The sequence below is a fragment of the Staphylococcus sp. IVB6181 genome, from assembly GCF_025561445.1.
GTDB classification, from domain to species: domain Bacteria; phylum Bacillota; class Bacilli; order Staphylococcales; family Staphylococcaceae; genus Staphylococcus; species Staphylococcus simulans_B.
Map to the genome: position 1 here is coordinate 1,689,242 of NZ_CP095096.1, position 18,426 is coordinate 1,707,667.

At 35.8% G+C, this 18,426-nt stretch carries 20 protein-coding genes; 9 read left to right on the forward strand and 11 right to left on the reverse strand.

What is annotated here, in order from left to right:
- Position 1: 1 nt before the first annotated feature.
- A complete protein-coding gene (locus MUA90_RS08240) occupies positions 2-1,282 on the reverse strand; it encodes a homoserine dehydrogenase (protein WP_105992892.1) in 1,281 nt (426 codons plus the stop codon).
- A 192-nt stretch (positions 1,283-1,474) separates the two neighbouring features.
- On the opposite strand from MUA90_RS08240, the gene MUA90_RS08245 reads away from it, so the two are divergent.
- Positions 1,475-2,851, forward strand: coding sequence for an aspartate kinase (locus MUA90_RS08245; protein WP_262586242.1), 1,377 nt, complete (start codon positions 1,475-1,477; stop codon positions 2,849-2,851).
- A 90-nt stretch (positions 2,852-2,941) separates the two neighbouring features.
- Here MUA90_RS08245 and MUA90_RS08250 read toward each other — a convergent pair whose 3' ends face one another.
- Positions 2,942-3,526 (reverse strand): hypothetical protein, encoded by a 585-nt coding sequence (locus tag MUA90_RS08250; protein WP_262586244.1) that lies wholly within the window; start codon positions 3,524-3,526, stop codon positions 2,942-2,944.
- Between the two features lie 98 nt (positions 3,527-3,624).
- Positions 3,625-4,089, reverse strand: a complete 465-nt coding sequence (locus tag MUA90_RS08255) for a sugar phosphate isomerase family (protein WP_262586246.1) — start codon at positions 4,087-4,089, stop codon at positions 3,625-3,627.
- A gap of 195 nt (positions 4,090-4,284) precedes the next feature.
- Here MUA90_RS08255 and MUA90_RS08260 point away from each other — a divergent pair, with 195 nt between their 5' ends.
- From MUA90_RS08260 to MUA90_RS08270, 3 genes are all read left to right on the forward strand, one after another.
- Entirely contained in the window at positions 4,285-4,659 is a 375-nt protein-coding gene (locus tag MUA90_RS08260; protein ID WP_262586247.1) for a transcriptional regulator, SarA/Rot family, read from the forward strand.
- Positions 4,660-4,901: 242 nt separating this feature from the next.
- Positions 4,902-5,762, forward strand: a complete 861-nt coding sequence (locus MUA90_RS08265) for a hypothetical protein (RefSeq protein ID WP_262586249.1) — start codon at positions 4,902-4,904, stop codon at positions 5,760-5,762.
- A 164-nt stretch (positions 5,763-5,926) separates the two neighbouring features.
- Positions 5,927-7,246, forward strand: a complete 1,320-nt coding sequence (locus MUA90_RS08270; protein WP_262586250.1) for an ISL3 family transposase — start codon at positions 5,927-5,929, stop codon at positions 7,244-7,246.
- Positions 7,247-7,324: 78 nt separating this feature from the next.
- Here the strand turns inward: MUA90_RS08270 and MUA90_RS08275 are convergent, their stop codons facing one another.
- Positions 7,325-7,858: a thermonuclease NucI gene (locus tag MUA90_RS08275; RefSeq protein ID WP_398577340.1), complete on the reverse strand. Its 534-nt coding sequence runs from the start codon at positions 7,856-7,858 to the stop codon at positions 7,325-7,327.
- A gap of 126 nt (positions 7,859-7,984) precedes the next feature.
- Between MUA90_RS08275 and MUA90_RS08280 the strand changes: the two genes are divergently transcribed.
- The gene (locus MUA90_RS08280) at positions 7,985-8,179 is read left to right on the forward strand and encodes a hypothetical protein (RefSeq protein ID WP_105992898.1); all 195 of its coding nucleotides are present in this window, start codon (positions 7,985-7,987) and stop codon (positions 8,177-8,179) included.
- A 50-nt stretch (positions 8,180-8,229) separates the two neighbouring features.
- On the opposite strand, the gene cls is transcribed toward MUA90_RS08280, so the two are convergent.
- Positions 8,230-9,708 carry a cardiolipin synthase gene (cls, locus tag MUA90_RS08285; RefSeq protein WP_262586251.1) on the reverse strand — a complete coding sequence of 493 codons (1,479 nt, stop codon included), beginning with the start codon at positions 9,706-9,708 and terminating at the stop codon, positions 8,230-8,232.
- 299 nt (positions 9,709-10,007) lie between these two features.
- Between cls and MUA90_RS08290 the strand changes: the two genes are divergently transcribed.
- The 3 genes from MUA90_RS08290 (at position 10,008) to MUA90_RS08300 (ending at position 12,346) form a co-directional block, all read left to right on the forward strand.
- On the forward strand, positions 10,008-10,280 hold the full coding sequence (locus tag MUA90_RS08290) for a hypothetical protein (protein ID WP_262586254.1): 273 nt from the start codon (positions 10,008-10,010) through the stop codon (positions 10,278-10,280).
- Positions 10,281-10,618: 338 nt separating this feature from the next.
- Entirely contained in the window at positions 10,619-10,984 is a 366-nt protein-coding gene (locus MUA90_RS08295) for a MerR family transcriptional regulator (RefSeq protein ID WP_105992901.1), read from the forward strand.
- 21 nt (positions 10,985-11,005) lie between these two features.
- Positions 11,006-12,346 (forward strand): glutamine synthetase family protein, encoded by a 1,341-nt coding sequence (locus MUA90_RS08300; protein WP_262586257.1) that lies wholly within the window; start codon positions 11,006-11,008, stop codon positions 12,344-12,346.
- A 135-nt stretch (positions 12,347-12,481) separates the two neighbouring features.
- Here MUA90_RS08300 and MUA90_RS08305 read toward each other — a convergent pair whose 3' ends face one another.
- From MUA90_RS08305 to hflX, 3 genes are all read right to left on the reverse strand, one after another.
- A complete protein-coding gene (locus tag MUA90_RS08305) occupies positions 12,482-12,658 on the reverse strand; it encodes a hypothetical protein (protein WP_262586258.1) in 177 nt (58 codons plus the stop codon).
- Positions 12,659-12,799: 141 nt separating this feature from the next.
- Positions 12,800-14,038 carry a methionine gamma-lyase family protein gene (locus tag MUA90_RS08310; protein WP_262586259.1) on the reverse strand — a complete coding sequence of 413 codons (1,239 nt, stop codon included), beginning with the start codon at positions 14,036-14,038 and terminating at the stop codon, positions 12,800-12,802.
- Positions 14,039-14,044: 6 nt separating this feature from the next.
- Positions 14,045-15,301 carry a GTPase HflX gene (gene hflX, locus MUA90_RS08315; protein WP_262586260.1) on the reverse strand — a complete coding sequence of 419 codons (1,257 nt, stop codon included), beginning with the start codon at positions 15,299-15,301 and terminating at the stop codon, positions 14,045-14,047.
- Between the two features lie 145 nt (positions 15,302-15,446).
- On the opposite strand from hflX, the gene MUA90_RS08320 reads away from it, so the two are divergent.
- Entirely contained in the window at positions 15,447-15,920 is a 474-nt protein-coding gene (locus tag MUA90_RS08320) for a glutathione peroxidase (protein ID WP_114603443.1), read from the forward strand.
- 241 nt (positions 15,921-16,161) lie between these two features.
- Here MUA90_RS08320 and hfq read toward each other — a convergent pair whose 3' ends face one another.
- From hfq to MUA90_RS08335, 3 genes are read right to left on the reverse strand one after another with little or no spacing between them, the layout of a single operon-like run.
- Positions 16,162-16,377 carry an RNA chaperone Hfq gene (gene hfq, locus MUA90_RS08325; protein ID WP_105992906.1) on the reverse strand — a complete coding sequence of 72 codons (216 nt, stop codon included), beginning with the start codon at positions 16,375-16,377 and terminating at the stop codon, positions 16,162-16,164.
- Complete coding sequence (gene miaA, locus MUA90_RS08330; RefSeq protein ID WP_262586262.1) at positions 16,374-17,327, reverse strand: tRNA (adenosine(37)-N6)-dimethylallyltransferase MiaA; 954 nt, start codon at positions 17,325-17,327, stop codon at positions 16,374-16,376. The genes hfq and miaA overlap by 4 nt, the downstream gene beginning before the upstream one ends.
- A gap of 10 nt (positions 17,328-17,337) precedes the next feature.
- Entirely contained in the window at positions 17,338-18,264 is a 927-nt protein-coding gene (locus tag MUA90_RS08335) for an alpha/beta fold hydrolase (protein WP_114603445.1), read from the reverse strand.
- Positions 18,265-18,426 lie beyond the last annotated feature (162 nt).

Genomic DNA, 18,426 nt, shown 5'->3' on the forward strand with positions numbered 1-18,426 from the left:
ATTAAACCCCTTCTACTGGATAAACTTTTTCTACTGGATATTTGCCTTGTGCTAGTATTTGTTCAACAGGCACATCTGTACCTTTTACGACTACAGCGGCTGTGTCGCCGTTTCTTTCAATAACATTGAGTGATTTGTGAAGCGGAAGCTGTGCTTTCACTTCTTCTTCAACACGTTTAACCGGTGCGCCGTTTGTTTTTAATACGATATAGTAATTGCTTTTTTCTTTTAATTTTGTCGGTTCATCAGCATCAATCATTTCTTTCGCATGTTCTGTTTTTAATTCAAAATGCGGCGGTAATGTATGCAGATTAGATTCAAATTGTAGTGAAACGTTCAATAAATCGCTGACTACAGCACTGCCGGTAGCTAGGCTGCCTGCACCCTTACCATAGAACATTGTTTCTCCTACTGAATCCCCAATAACGTAAATTGCGTTGTATTCATTTTCTACAGAAGCCAATTGATGGGCTTCATCAATTAATGTCGGTGCAACAGATGTTTCGATAACTCCGTTTTCGAAAGTACCTTTACCGATTAATTTGATTTTATAGCCTAATGCTTTAGCAGCATTAATGTCATCTACAGATACTTCTGAAATACCTGTCAATTTTACATCTTTTAAGTTGATGACTCTGTTAAATGATAAGTAAGTAACGATGACAACTTTACGTGCAGCATCTACACCTTCCACATCGTCCGTCGGATCTGCTTCTGCAAAACCTAAACGCTGTGCTTCGTCTAATGCTTCTTCAAAGCTTGCGCCTTCTTGTGTCATCTTTGTCAAAATAAAGTTGGATGTACCATTCAAGATACCCATGAATTTACTGATATTATTCGCATTCAATCCGTTGTTGATAGCATTGACGATAGGAATACCGCCTGCAACACTGGCTTCGAATTTTAATGCTACTTTGTTTTCTTCTGCTAAATCTTCTAATTCACGCAGATGCACTGCTAATAAGTCCTTATTTGCAGTAATGACATGCTTGCCCTGCTGCAATGATTGTTTCAACCATTCTACAGTCGGCTCGATTCCGCCCATAACTTCAATCACGATATCTACTTCATCGTCATTAAGAATTTCATCAACATCTTCAGTAAGATGATACTTGCTGATATTTAAAGGACGTTTTTTTGTTTTGTCTCTGACAAGAATATGTTTGATTTGAAGATCTTTGTGAATCGTATCCTTTATCTGTTGATGATTCTCTTCGATAATTTTAACTACTCCTGAGCCCACTGTTCCCAGACCGAGCAAAGCGATGTTTAACTTCTTCATAAATACATTCCTCCGTTTGTTCGTTCTAAAAAAACACCTGTACTATTGAAAAATACTTGATTATGGTTTAGTATAAATTCATTCATCAAAATTGTAAAGTTCAAAAAATTTGGAATATGTTGAAATTTTAGCATTTTTTACCAAAAAAACAAAGCAGTAATCTATTAAGATTTAAAGAAAGGTTGATTAAATATGAAAGTAGCTAAATTCGGCGGCAGTTCCGTCGCTTCAGCAAGCCAAATTCAGAAAGTATTAAACATCATCAATAGCGATGACGAGAGAAAAATAGTCGTTGTTTCCGCTCCTGGTAAAAGACATTCTGAAGATATTAAGACAACAGACTTGTTGCTTAGGCTATATGAAAAAAGCGTAGCAAATTTAGATTATCAAAATAAAAAGCTAGAAATCATCGAACGTTATGCAGATATCGTACATGACTTAAACATGGATGCTGCAATTCTTGATACATTCGATGCCATCCTTGAACAACGCATTGCTGACAACAAAAGCAATCCGCCTCGATTAAAAGATGCATTGCTCTCTTGCGGTGAAGATTATAACGCTCGATTAATCGCACAATACAATAACAGTCAAGGAATCAAAACAACGTATGTTTCTCCGTTAGATGCAGGGATTACTGTGACAAACACACCTCAATTCGCCCAAATTTTAGAAGAATCTTATGATAAAATTTACAATTTGAGAAAAATCGAAGGCAAAATCATCGTTCCTGGTTTCTTCGGTTACTCAAAACAAGGCAATGTCGTGACATTCCCGCGCGGCGGTTCTGATATCACAGGTGCCATCTTAGCACGCGGTGTGCGCGCCTCAATTTACGAAAACTTTACAGATGTTTCCGGTATTTACCGTGCTAACCCGAACTTGATTAAAAATGCTGAAATTATGCCTGAAGTGACTTATCGCGAAATGCGTGAACTTTCATATGCAGGATTCAGTGTTTTCCATGACGAAGCGTTGCTTCCAGTTCAGCAAGAACGTATTCCAGTTGTCATTAAGAATACTAACCGCCCAGAAGATCCAGGTACATATATCAGACACGATCGCGAAATCCAGCCAGATCACCTGATTTGCGGTATCAGCTGCGATAAAGGCTTCACAGTTATCAATATCCGCAAATATTTAATGAACCGCCAAGTCGGCTTTACACGCAAAGTATTATCCGTATTAGAAGACAACAATATTTCATTCGACCACATGCCTTCAGGTATTGATAACGTCAGCATCATTATGCGTACACACCAAATCAGAGGCAAAGAGACAAAAGTGCTGAATGAAATCCGCAAACAATGTGATGTAGATGAATTAGGTATCGATAATGATTTAGCCGTCTTAATGGTTGTAGGCTTAGGCATGAATCAAGTAGTCGGTACAGCTAATATGATTACATCATCTCTTGCAAAGGCTGAAATCAACTTGAAAATGATCAACCAAGGTGCATCTGAAATTTCAATGATGTTCGGTATCAGTGTTGATGATGCAGATGAAGCAGTACGTGCTGTTTATGAAGGCAGCTGCCAGCATTTAAAAGAAAAACTACAAATTAAATAATCTGAATACTAACAATTTTTAGTAAAGAATATTAATTATAAAAATAAGCGTGTTGTCATTTTAGGCAACACGCTTATTTTAATGATTGTTTCAAGACGTTTGAATCGCATCATGCAGTTTATCTTCGCCTACTACCACACGCAGCATTACAAATTGATAATAGCTTAATGCATCTATCACAGTTTTATTATTAATGTCTGTACCGTGTACTGAAGGTCTTAATAATTCATACATCAGAACGATTTCTGGTTTAATGTAATCTACACCCCACTGTAATGAGTGGAAATAAATGTGTTTTTCAGGCAAGCGGATATTATGATTAAATCTGAACATCCATTCTTCGTTTTGCACATCATAGATATAAATCGTCATAATCTTTTGATGATGAATTTCTACTTCTAGGTGTGTAAGTTGAGAAAATTTTGTATCTCTTAATTTATCTTTGATATTCCCATATGTATCTATATACCGGATACTATAATCATTCGGAATATATTTTAATGCTTTCGTTAGATCTTTGCGTTTAACACAAATATCAACAGTATCATGAATAATAAATTCGTTCTTTAGAAATAATTGTTTTGCTGTTTCACCAAAAAACTTAACCTCATTATTAGCATTTTCTACTAATCTATCAACCAAGAAATTTAAATCCTTATTATTAGATTTTTGCATTCTGACACCTCCTACTAGTAAGCGCTTACAATATTTAGTATAACCTATTTCTCTCTATTCATATACATTTTAGCTTGACTCTTCTCTCTTGTCTATAATTATTTGAGATTGCCGATTTGCCAATATAAATGCGGCGTTTGCGTTAAATCCGGAAAGTTGATCAAGAATGTTTCATCCGCTTGCTGTACTAATACCTTTTGTATCTCCGCAACATCCGGATGGCTTTGGTACAGCTTATCCGCTTCATCTATGTAACTCGCTTGGCAAAAATAATAATGAATATGAAGCGTCTTGAATTGTTCTATCAGGGCATTGCCAGTCATGATATGCTGCGCTTGATCGACTTTGCCCGGCGCAAAGATAATATTGAAATGTGTGTTTCGACACACAAATTTCATAATATCAGTAGAATAAGTAACGATAGAAACATGTTGATCTTGCTGTTCAAGAAATTCCATTAAATAGTATGAAACTGGATGATTATCTAATGCAATCGCCGCATTAGATTGCATTCTGCTGTAAAATTCCATTAAATGGTTATTATCTTTAAAATTAGGCGACAATTTGTTCAAACTCCTTTTATAACACCAACTAATCCTATTGGAATTGTATCATTTATTTTTATTGCGTAAATGGTATAAATAAAATTAAAAACATAAATTTTACCTTAAAAGAAAGAAAATCCCTTTCAATCGTATAACTTTTTTATTATAATAATGTATGCGAAAGAACTTATTACACAACGTAGAGGTGAGAAAATGCAATCAATACAAAGACAGACCTTAGAATCCATTTTCTATTATGAATTGCATCGTAAACAACTAATCAAAGAACTCAAGAACGAATTTAACTTACGCTTTAATGATTTACTGTTTTTACAGCATATCTTAAGCTATAAAAGAAGTTCAATTCCCCTTCTTGAAGTCAAAAAAGGAATGAATTTTAGTTTGATGGAAATTCATAAATCCTTCAGCACATTAACAGAAATGAACATTCTCGGTAAACAGCGCTGTACCGATGATGAACGACAAGTATTTGTAACAATTACTAAAGCGCAAGAACAACAAGCCGAAAAACTGCTCGAATCCTTCAATGAATTACAAATGTCAGTTTTGCAAGGCTCAGTAGAGTAGCTTTCAATTAGTTATTTAACTATTTTCCCAAGCACTCTTTAAACAAAACACAACCTATGTTAAATTTACGCCTTAAAGATTCAGACACATTCCCTTCATGTTTGTCTGAATCTTTTTTAATATGGTCATAATCCCTTCTTAATACTATCTTAAGACTTTATGATTGATTTTTAGCGATAAGAGTTAGATTATTAGGGTATGAATAACTTTAACGACTCATTATTTAGTAAGGAATGATTGATATGTATTTAACGTTACTGCTCGTTGCGATTATCATCATCTTGGTTATAGCTTTGATTATATCAAGAGGATTGATGCAGCATCGACTAGACACAGAGATTTATTCTAAGAACCAGCTGGTAAGCAAAGTCAACAGCTTGCGTTCTGAGATCACATCATTAAGAAACCAAATCATTAATGATGGCTCCCAACAACATCACTATGGTGTAAGAAAAGCTAAGCAAGCATTAAAAAATGTCATGCAAAGCTTTAAAGATGAAGGAAAGATTGAATTCTTCCACATTGTTTCAACAGGCAATGTTGCGGTGAAACATCCTTTATTCAACTTCTTACGCACATTTGACTATGTTGTGATTACAAACAAAGGGTTGTTAAATATCGACGTCAAAAATTGGAAAGAAAAAACATTTTATCATTTCAGTGCAGAACCTGAAAAAGAAATAGATACAAATGTAGAAGATATCAATCAGATTGTCGGACATTATATTGCAGATCAATATCAAAGCCAGTTCCAATCTACACGTGAAGATATCTACACATTTACTGAAAAAGTCAAAAGTAATAGTGTGACATTCGATTTCTATGATTACGATCCTTATTTAACAGCAGCGACAAACTCTAAAGAATTAAAAGATGCCTACGAACAAAACTTCAATAAAAAAATCTCTAGTGTAGGTCTTGTTTACTTCAATGACGGTTCTGTCAATATCATTGACGGCCCGACTGAAAGACAAAAATATGTCGCAACTGCTACTTCTAAGCATCACCTTAAAGATGCAATTGAAGGCATCATCGCACAATCTAAGCATGAAATTACAGAGAAAGATTGCGAAATCATTTTAGATTATATAAATCAAAGATAATGTTAAATACCCGGCATGCGAAAAATGCATGCCGGGTATTTTTAAGGTTCTTCATCTTTTATGGTGGGAAGGTAAAACTTCCCGCCTTTTTCGATACACAAAAAGCGCAATTGCCTCTATAATTTAAAGTGACCAAACCCAAATTAAAGGAGACAAGTGCGCCTATGTGTAATGATACATTAGAAATACTAAGAATAAAAGATAAAAATATCAAATTTGTTAGCCAAGATATTGATGTAATAGTAAAAGGAAAGAAGTCTACGGTTGTTAATGCTGTACTTACGTATAAGCCTTCGGCTTGTCCTTGCTGCGGAATTAAAAATGAAGGACAAATTCATAAGCATGGTAAACGAGTTTCTCGTATTACCTTGCTTAAAACTCAAGGCTATAATACATATCTAAACTTAGCAAAACAGCGCTTTAAGTGTTTAGAGTGTAATACAACTTTTACTGCTGAAACTGATGTCGTAGATAAGACACGATTTATTTCTAATTATGTGAATCAAAAAATAATTGAAGAAGCCACGAAAGTCAAAACAGAAATAGATACTGCAGAAGACAACTGTGTTTCTCCATCTACAGTACGTCGTATTCGAAATAAAGCAGTCAATACTTTACTTATCAAGCCTTTCGATAATCTACCTGAACATTTGGCAATGGATGAATTTAGAAGTGTAAAGAGTGTGACTGGCTTAATGAGTTTTATATTTATTAACAATGACACACATGAATTTCTAGATGTCTTAGAAAACAGAACTTCGGGTTATTTAAAAGCTTATTTTGAACGCTTTGATCGAAAAAATAGACTTAAAGTTAAAACAATTACCATTGATATGTTTGAACCCTATTTATTCTTATTTAAAAAGCTCTTTTTTAATGCATCTATAATCTTTGATAGATTTCATATCGTTCAGCACATGAATAGAGAGTTAAACTTCTATCGCAGAGAAGTAATGAATCGTTATAAAGACAAAGAAGGAAGGGAATACCCTGTTTTAAAGAACAAATGGAGACTTCTTTTAACAGACAAACGTAAACTCTTCATGATGGATGGTATTTGGGATGGTTCCTTTAGATGTTATAAAAAAGGTTATGATCTAGTGAATTTTATGCTTCAAACAGATGAAAAGTTAAAAAATTCATACGAACTAGTACATGATTTACGCGAAAGTTTAAAATTATGTAATTGGAAAGATTTTATCAATCGTTTGAACGATGTTGATAAAAACTCAATCAGTAAAAACATATGGAAAGTAGTAACATTTTTTAGAAAGCACCAAGAAATACTTCGAAATACGATTTACAATCCCTTATTAAATAACGGTGCAATAGAGGGTATTAACAATAAAATAAAGTTAATTAAGCGAATTTCATATGGATACAGAAGCTTTAATAACTTAAGAAACCGTATAATGCTGGTATTTAGTTTATTTAAAAACAAAAAGAAAAAGACAACCAGACCCGTACATCGGATGGTTGTCTAAATGATAGAATTCGAAGAATTCCAATCAAAATTAAGTTCTTTAAATTATTTACCCACCACAAATGGTGGAGAACCATTTTTAACTCCAAATATTCAAATGCTGCTGTTTTGCTTGTTGTTCAGCCTTTTTAAAGACATCTCGATATTTACCGTTCGGCGCAAAGTATTTTTCTCTCGCTAATCCTTTTTTAACCAATTCTTCATTAAACATACGGTCTTTATCTAACCAAACATATGCTAAATAACGGCCATATTGATCTTTTGGTTCTTTATCGAACTCTAAATAGACTTTTTGGTTATTCAATGTTTGCTTTGTATATTGAGAAGCTTCTTTGCCATATGGCTGAACAGGCGTATTCGGTTTAACAGTTTCAGGTGTATCCATCCCTATCATACGCACTTTAATTTCTTTATTATCTTTATCTGTTGCGATGAAAGTGTCGCCGTCAATGACTCTTTTCACTTGAACTGCTTCTTTATCACCCATTGACGTGGAGGCACTTTGACTGCCGCTTTGTTTGAATGGTCCCGAATGATTAAAGTATTGGAACCCTATTACTACTAATGCAATTATTGCGACTACAATGATTGTCGACATCGATTTTCGTTTCAAAAATTTCACCTGCTTCAAAAAATTGTTCACCGGATTATCATACCTATCTTTTATGAATGGCGTCAATTCTCTAGATTCAAAAAATTTGATATGATGAAGATAAGGAATAAATTGAGGAGGCACGCTATGCAAGCCATTAAAGAAAATATTGTAACAATCATCGCAGTTGCCGTTGCAATTATCGTAGGCTTGATTTTGCAATATGTATACGAATTTCCATTATTAGTGACCGCTGTTATCGGTGTATTCATGGGTATATTCGTCGGTTTTATTTTATTTATTATTCAGCAGAATCGAGAAAAACATAATAAGAAAAAGTAATATAAAATACCCTCGGAAAAGTACATCGCTTCCGAGGGTATTGTTCTTCGTTATAAAATCGGCGTGATTAATTTAGAGAAGCCTTCTTTCATCTTAATCCAAAATGAACGTTCTTCATAACGTGCTGCCGTCAATTGTGTCGACAAGGTCACATCATGTTCGAAAGCTTCACGTAATTGAACCGCTATGTCTTCATTATACATAAACGCATTAATTTCAAAATTCAATTCAAAACTTCTAAAGTCCATATTCGCTGATCCCACACTCGCCACTTGATCATCAACGACCATCATTTTCGAGTGAATGAATCCATTGTTATACATATAAATTTTAACACCTGAATCAATCAATTCAGCCGCATGATAAAAAGTGGCCCAATAAACAAACGGATGGTCCGGCATATCCGGAATCATTAAATGCACATCCACACCCGAGTTTGCGGCCATTTTCAATGCATTAATGTATGAATTATCCGGTATGAAATAAGGGCTTTGCATGTAAATCGATTTTTCAGCAGAATTAATCATTTTCGTATAGCCGAATTCAATTTCATGCCAATTATCATCTGGACCGCTAGAAGCAATCTGCATTGCGACGTCTCCGTTTTCTTCTTTAACCGGGAAGTACTCTGGTAAATATTCAAGACGCTCCCTTTTAGATTGAGAATTCCAATCCAGCATAAAACGAAGCTGCAGTGCATCTACGGCTTTTCCTTCGACTCTGACATGCGTATCTCTCCAGTAGCCGAACTTCTTATTCAAGCCGAGATAGTCGTCTCCGACATTAAAGCCGCCGACATAACCGATTTGACCATCAATAACTACGATTTTTCTGTGATTGCGGTTATTAATTCTGAAGTTGACCAATGGCAATTTATTCGCAAAGAAAGCTTCAACTTGTCCGCCTAATGATCTGAAACGCTTAAATTGTCTCATAGTCAGTTTTTTCGAACCGATATCATCATACAGCAGCAGCACTTCCACGCCTGCTTCAAGTCTTTCTTCTAATGCATCAATAATACGGTGTCCTAACCCATCCAGTTCAAATACATAGTATTCTAAATGAATATGGTGCTTAGCTTGTCGAATATCTTCAATCATCTTGTCATATAGCTCATGACCATCTACGAAGATATCTGCATCATTGCCATCCGTTAAAAATGCTGGTTGTCTTGTTAAAAGCATATTAACTAAATCGTGATGCTGATTCACCACTGGATTCTCGCTTTGTATTTTACCTTCTTGGACTTGATAGCGTTGTTCATTAATTATGTCGTCAAATTGTTCAATGTCCTTACGATAATGTTTATACAGTTTGCGTTTTGAGACGCCTCTTCCAAAGAAAATATATAAGAAGAAGCCTAAAACCGGTGCGATAAACAAAATAAATAACCATGCCCAAGTAGAACTTGTAGACCTATCTTTAATAAAGATGATATTGAAGGCAACTATCAAATTTAAAATTGTAAATATGATAAAGATACCAATCAAAATATCACCTAATAACCCAGGTATATAAAAGGCAATCATTTTCTCAACTCCTAACACTATGCCTGATTCTAACATGATAACCAACGTTAACATACAGGTTCGAATCACTTTTACATAAACTTTTAATATTAAACTATTTTATCATTAATGAACTTACCATGAACAATGAAAGATTCACACCTTCTTCAACAAACTATTAACAGAAACTGACATATCGCCTTCTGATACAAGTACATAGCTGCACTAAAACTACTACTGTCCATTTTTCAAAATACATGAAATTAAATGTTTATGTCTCACTCAATATAGGTATTACTTTTATTAAGGAGTGGTGATAAATGCCAAACAAACAAAAAGTTAAAAGCTATTTGAATGAAAAAGTAGAATTTATCAATGAAACTTTTGATGATGTGTACCAGAACACAATCAACCCGAATCATAAAGATATTTCAAAACCACAAATCATTTTAGTAAACGAAATTTTTGCGACATTAGAATCTGTAGATAGTTTTGTATCTACACACGATGATGTCGAAACTTTAGAATTTAAATCTTATGCACGCGAAACACGAAAATTTTATGATGAGCTTGCGAAGTTGGCAAGCGGATAAAGCGAAGACACTTCTCATTTAGCAGAGGAATATGAAAAATACCTTTCTAAATATGAAGATGTCGTCGCAAAAATCAATCAACTATAATGAAGTAAGATTAACCGAAGCGGCGAAGGTTATGACTTTCGCCGCTCCTTTAATGATTTAAATCGGAACGAAAATTTGAACTTTTTTTGAAATGTTCGTGTTTAACTCTATCAAAAACATTTCAAAACATGCTTCAAACCCTTACTACTTCTAGGTTTAACGACTAATGTCAGAAAACCTGACATATTTTTGTAATTTCGTCTTATTTATGCTAAATTAATTACAAGTTCAAAAATAGAGGTGATGGGTGAATGTCTAATGATGCAATACGCAGAAACATGGCCGTCTTCTCTATGAGTGTCGTAAATCAATTGACTGAGCTAACACCAAGACAGGTACGGTATTACGAATCACATGGACTCGTTAAACCAGAGAGAACACCCGGTAACAAAAGAATGTTTTCAATGAATGATTTAGATCGCCTGTTAGAAATCAAACACCTTTTAGAGAAAGGGTTTAACCTTAAAGCAATCAAACAAATCATTCATCAAGATGAGCAGCATTTATCTACGGATGAAAAAGCGCTTAGAAAACATGTTATCGTCGAAGCAACACAGAAACCGCAACAAGAAGCTATCCCGATAAATCGAGGCGACTTATCTCGCTTTATCAAATAATTCACTGGAGGATTTATAAACATGGCAAAACGTACATTTACAAAAGAAGACATCCGCAGATTTGCTACAGAAGAAAACGTAAGATATTTACGCTTGCAATTCACTGACATTTTAGGAACAATCAAAAATGTTGAAGTACCTGTAAGTCAATTAGAAAAAGTATTAGATAATGAAATGATGTTCGACGGATCTTCAATCGAAGGTTTCGTACGTATTGAAGAATCAGATATGTATTTACACCCTGACTTAGATACTTGGGTTATCTTCCCTTGGACTGCTGGTCAAGGTAAAGTTGCTCGTTTAATCTGTGACGTTTACGGTACTGACGGCAAACCATTCGCTGGCGACCCTCGTACTAACTTGAAACGTGTATTAAAAGAAATGGAAGAATTAGGCTTCACTGATTTCAACTTAGGACCTGAACCAGAATTCTTCTTATTCAAATTAGATGAAAAAGGCGAACCAACACTAGAATTAAATGACCACGGCGGTTACTTCGACTTAGCACCAACTGACTTAGGTGAAAATTGCCGTCGCGATATCGTATTAGAATTAGAAGACATGGGCTTTGACATTGAAGCCAGCCACCACGAAGTAGCACCTGGCCAACATGAAATTGACTTCAAATACGCTGATGCAATCACTGCTTGTGATAACATCCAAACATTTAAATTAGTAGTTAAAACAATCGCTCGTAAACATAACTTGCATGCGACATTTATGCCGAAACCATTATTCGGTGTAAACGGAAGCGGTATGCACTTCAACGTTTCTTTATTCAAAGGTAAAGAAAATGCATTCTTCGATCCTAATGGTCAAGATCAAATGACTGAAGAAGCTTACCAATTCATCGCAGGTATCCTTAAAAACGCTCGCGGTTTCACAGCTGTCTGCAACCCGCTTGTTAACTCATACAAACGTTTAGTACCTGGATACGAAGCACCTTGCTACATTGCTTGGAGCGGTAAAAACCGTTCACCATTAGTACGTGTCCCTACTTCACGCGGTTTATCAACTCGTGTTGAAGTACGTTCAGTTGACCCTGCTGCTAACCCTTACATGGCTTTAGCCGCAATCTTAGAAGCTGGTTTAGACGGTATCAAAAACAAACTTAAAGTTACTGATCCTGTTAACCAAAACATCTATGAAATGAACCGTGACCAACGTGAAGCAATCGGTATTGAAGATCTTCCTTCAACACTTTACACTGCTTTAAAAGCAATGCGCGAAAACAAAATTGTTAAAAACGCATTAGGACCACACATCTATAGCCAATTCATCCACTCTAAATCAATCGAATGGGATTACTATAGAACACAAGTTTCTGAATGGGAACGCGAACAATACATGAAATTGTATTAATCTAAGCGCCTAAGGTGCTAAACATTGGGATATTAAAAAGAGGCCATGCGGCCTCTTTTTTTAATTCTATTTTCTTTTACAATCTCACCTATCTATTTCAAATACCATTTACCTCTTTTATCATACATGTCCCTATTATCTTAATTTCTTGTTCTTTTTAAGCTTGCCGATTTTATAGAATAAATAGGCGATTAATACTACATAAAGTGCTAAGGCACTGTAAAACAACACTGGGTTCAGTGCTATTCTTTTAGAGATAATTGCTAACATGGCTAGACAGATTATAAACAAATACGTTTTATATTTAAGCATTCTTCTTCACTCCATACTCTTGTTGTTATTGATGCTTGTTTACCGCTTCTTTATCTCTATTATAATATGAAATCCAGTCTTTCAGTCCGCAAACATATAAAAACTGACGCTTTTGAATAACGTCAGTTAAAATTGATTAAATTAAATAAGTCCTTCTTCACTCATTTGTTTCACAGCTCTTGTGACCGCTAATTTCACATGCTCATAAGTTAATCCGCCTTGTACATATGCTTCATAAGGCGGTCTGATAGGACCATCTGCAGAAAGTTCAATCGATGACCCTTGTACAAATGTGCCGGCAGCCATAATAACATCATCTTCATAGCCAGGCATATAACTCGGCTCTGGACTGAAGTGTGCATTAATTGGCGATGCGGCTTGAATACATTGGCAAAAACGAATCATCTGTTCTGCAGTATCGAATTGTACTGTTTGAATTAAATCTGTTCTTGGTGTATCAAAAGCAGGTACTGTATTCATATTCAGCTTAGTTAAGAATAAGCTTGTAAATAAAGCACCTTTCAAACTTTGGCTTACGACATGCGGTGCTAAGAAGAAACCTTGATACATACTCGGCAATTCGTTGAGCGATGCGCCCGCTTCTTTACCGATACCTGGTGCTGTTAAACGATAACCGCAGCGTTCGATAACATCTGTTCTGCCGACGATATAACCGCCGATACGTGCTAATCCGCCGCCCGGGTTTTTAATCAGCGAACCTGCTGTTAAATCTGCCCCGACTTCACTTGGTTCTTGATCTTCCACAAACTCGCCGTAACAATTATCCACAAACACAATAACATTTGGATACTGTGCTTTAATGGCTGTAATCGCTTGTCCGATAGCACTTACCGAAATAGACGGACGTTGATCATAACCTTTTGAACGTTGAATTGCGACGATTTTAGTTTTATCGCTCATCGCATTTATCACTGCATCCGTATCAATCTGTCCTTCCACTGTCAGGTCTACTTCATTGTAGATAACACCATTTTCTTTCAAACTGCCGATGCCGTTGCCATTTACACCAATCACCTCAAGCAGCGTATCATAAGGACTGCCTGTAATATAGAGTAGTTCATCTCCATATTTCAAATTGGCTTGCAGCGCAAGTGTAATCGCATGTGTACCAGATATTATCTGCGGTCGCACTAATGCATCTTCAGTTTTAAAAGTATGCGCATAGATTGCTTCTAAATGGTCGCGTCCGATATCATCATAGCCGTATCCTGTCGTCCCCTGTAAATCTGACTCAGAGGCTTTGACCGCATGGAAAGCATCTAATACTTTAGCTTGATTGCGATAAGCGCACGCTTCTATTTCTTTAAAATAAGGTTGTAATTCTGCTTCTGTTTCTGAAATGATTTGTTCTAAGTTCATTTATGCTTACTTCTCTCCGTTTTCTTCTGCTTTTCTTCTGTAACCCTCTACATCATAACTTTCTGTTGATTCATTAAATACTAATGAATGAATCAATGTATGACGTTTTAAGAAGTACAAGCGATCTGCATCATCTGCAGGTACTGTTTCTTGATAAGGCTCCATCTGCTTTTCAACTTGTTGAATCAATAGGCGGCGCACTGCTGCTTCATCTTCTTCATTACGTGCTGACACAAAGACGTTCGGCAGTTGAGACGCAGGTGCTGGACCTTCACTTAAATCTTTCTTATTGAAAATAACTGCTTGCGGAATTTTATCCATGTCTAAATCACCGATAATACGATTAACCGTATCATACTGCGTTCTGTAATCTTCATTGCTTGCATCAACAACATGCAGCAGTAAATCCGCATCTCTTGCTTCTTCGAGTGTAGATTTGAAGGCCGCAATCAGTGTTGTCGGCAATTTCTGAATGAAGCCGACGGTATCTGAAATAATTAAATTATAACCGTCATTAATTTGGATTTGGCGTGTTTTCGGATCTAAGGTTGCGAACAATAAGTCCTTTTCATATGTGGATTCATCCGCAAGAATATTGAACCATGTTGATTTGCCTGCGTTGGTATAACCTACCAATGCGACTTGGAAGACATGATTTTGTCTGCGTTTGCTGCGGTAGCGCTCACGATGTTCAACTACCGTTTTCAATTGGTGCTTGATTTCATTCATACGACGGCGGATATGACGACGGTCTGTCTCAAGTTTCGTTTCACCCGGACCTCTGGTACCGATTCCCCCGCCGAGACGAGATAAGCTTTTACCATGTCCCATTAAGCGCGGCATCAAGTAATCAAGCTGCGCTAATTCTACTTGAAGCTTACCTTCTTTACTGCTCGCACGCATCGCAAAGATTTCTAATATCAATTGCGTTCTATCAATGATTTTTACTCCCAAATTGTCATTTAAGCTTTTAGACTGTGCAGTCGTCAACTCATCGTTGGCTACTACTACATCGACATCATACATTTCGACGTAGTCTTTAATTTCTTGCAGCTTGCCTTTGCCGACATAGGATTTATCTTCAATACGATCTTTTTGTTGTGTAATTTCGCCCAGCACTTCTAAGCGGCATGTTTCTGCCAATGCTTTAAGTTCATCCATTGTTGCTCTGAAGTCGAATTCTTTCTCATCGTATGCATCGACACCGATAAGCAAGGCTTTTTCGATTACTTCTTCTGTATCAAATATTTTATCTTGAGGCAAATAGAATATCCTCCTTTAAATTGTTTCACTGTTAATTTGAATAATCATTCAATATATGAGTTATCTTCCTCATTTTATCATAGTGCATAATTAAAGACTATCTAGGCGGAATGTGATAATTTGGATTTAGTGAGGTGAATAAATTATGAGTATTTATGATATAGAAGTGAAAGATGTTGATGGAAAACCTTATCAACTTGATGAATACAAAGGTAAAGTCATGTTAATTGTCAACACTGCCAGCCAATGCGGTTTCACGCCGCAATTCGAAGGCCTTCAAAAGCTTTACGAAGCTTATCAATCACAGGGATTTGTCGTTTTAGGCTTCCCTTGCAACCAATTCGGCAAACAAGAACCGGGCAGCGGACATGAAGCCATGCAAAACTGCAAAATCAATTACGGGGTAACCTTCCCGATGCATGAAAAAATTAAAGTAAACGGAGAGGAACAACATCCCCTCTACCAATATTTAACAGATCAGCAAGACGGCTTTTTCAACAGTAAAATCAAATGGAATTTCACCAAATTCTTAATTGACAGAGATGGCAATGTTGTTAACCGATTCTCTCCGCAGAAAAACCCAAGTCAGATTGAATCTGATATCGAAGCATTATTGTAAAAAACAAAGAATAAGAACGTATTTATTAGTGATTTAACAAATACTAATAAATACGTTCTATTATTTTACTTAATTATTTAAAAAAGCAACTACCTAACGTTAAGTTGAAATGCTTAACATTAGATGCTGCCTTTTATCATAGATTATTAGATAGTTATCAACAAGCATGCACATCTGTAAGAATGATCAATGACGTGAAGTTGTTTCCTGATGTCTATTCTAACTACAAACTACTTTCTTATTATTCAACAACTGATGGTTCTTGAGTGAATGTGCTGATTGCATGTTTGTAAATCAAGTGGTTTTTTCCTTGAGAATATAAATTAACGACGCTGTCATCATAATCAACGATTGTTCCTTTCATTTGGAAACCGTTTAATAAAAAGACCGTTAATTCTTCTTTGCTTGTTTTAAAGCCCTCTAAGAAGTTTGTTTGAATTGTTGTTGTGTTACTCATTGTTGATTGCTCCTTTTCTTTATTTGGGCAGAGATACTTTCTAATATTACTGGAAGCGGCTCTTTCTCTCTATCAAACCATTGCACATTCATTTTGTTCTTGAACCAAGTCATTTGACGTTTTGCGTAATTCCTAGAATGTTGTTTGAGTTTATCAACGGCTTGGTCGATCGTAATGTCTTGATTGATAGCCGGAATCAATTCTTTATATCCTATTGCTTGCATGCTTTGGCAATTTGAATATCCTTGTTCCAATAGTTGCTGAACTTCTTCTAATAAACCTGCATTCATCATGACATCAACACGATTATTTATGCGTTGATACATTGTTTTGCGCGATGTTTCTACCCCTATTAATAATGTATCATAATTTTCTGTATATTGTTGAACTTTTTTACGATTACTTAATTTTTTTTTCGTTTTCAAGTAATATTCTACCGCTCTCAATACTCTTTTACGATTATTAGGGTGAATGTCCTCTGAAGATGCCGCATCAAAACTTGCTAAATAGTTATGAAGCTGTTCATTGGAAAGCGTTTCGAGTTCTGTCATTTTTTGACGCACTTCTTCTGCTTTCTCTGGTGAGATTTCTTCTTTGTCAAAAGGATAATCATAAATCAATGATTGAATATAAAGTCCTGTGCCGCCAGCGATAATGGGTATTTTGCCTTTACTTATAATTTTTTTAATTTGTGCTTCTGCACGTACTTTAAAGTCGTATGCAGAAAATGACTGGTCTGGATTTAAGATGTCAATTAAATAATGAGGGATATTCTGCATTTCATCAGCTGTAGCTTTTGCTGTTCCGATATCCATACCTTTATAAACTTGCATAGAATCCCCGCTGATGATTTCACCGTCTATCGCTTTAGCTAACTCAATACTTAATTCTGTTTTTCCTACAGCAGTAGGTCCAACGATAACCACTAACAATGGCTTTGTACTACTCATATAAATCCCCCTATTTGTATTTATTTAGGATATTTTTCTTAATCCAGTCATACATGTTATTCCATGTATGGACATAATCATCTTCGAAAAGAATTTCATGTCGTTTATTGCGGTACAGCTGCACTGTAATGTGCTTAACGCCATTTTTCTTTAACATTACACCTAATCTGCGGATACCTTTTCCGTAATCTCCGAAAGCATCCTCTTTACCAGATATCAATAGAACAGGCAAATCTGCATTCATCTTTTTAATTTCCTTTGGAGAACTAGTTACAAGCATTTCATGCAATGTGCTGTAGATTACTTGGTTGGAAACTGAAAATCCGCTGTACGGATCGGCGCAATACTTATCAACTTCCTCTCTCTTTGTTGATAACCAATCATTTTCTGTGCGTATTTCTTTGATACGACGATTGAAAGGCTTAAATGCAAGACGGTTTAACCATTTAAGACGTGTGCGTTTCCCAAGTACAATCGTGATTAATTTCAACGCAGCAGCCGCGAGTTTCGCTTTGATTTTGGGGAATTGCCCTGTGCCTGTTAAGATCAGACCTTGTGCGATGTCTGGAAACATTTCGACATACTTGCGTGCAATAATCGATCCCATTGAATGGCCCAACACGATATAAGGCATGTTTCGGCGTTCTGGATATAAAGTCTGAGCAATTTCATATGCATCTGAAGCGACTTGTGCGACGCTGTCAAAATGTCCTCTTGTTTTCTCATTGATATCCTTGCCGTGACCGCGATGATTATGGCGAATCACATCATAACCTTGCTGGTTAAGCGATTCGACAAATACATCATAACGCCCCATATGTTCTGCCATCCCATGAAAAATATGTACAATACCGATACGCGTTTTATTCGCTTTATCTAATTTCACTTCGATATTTGTTCCATCTTCGACTGTAACTTTAAATGTGTTTGGACACATTTATTACACCTCCGCCAAGCATTTTAATTCATTCATGTTCTAAGTTGTTGTTTCGTGATGTATTACATATACAATCATACCAAGCCCTTTTTAGAAAAGGCAATAACATTTGGTTGACTTAAAATGTCAATTTAATGTAATAAAACGTTTTCATTATGCTTT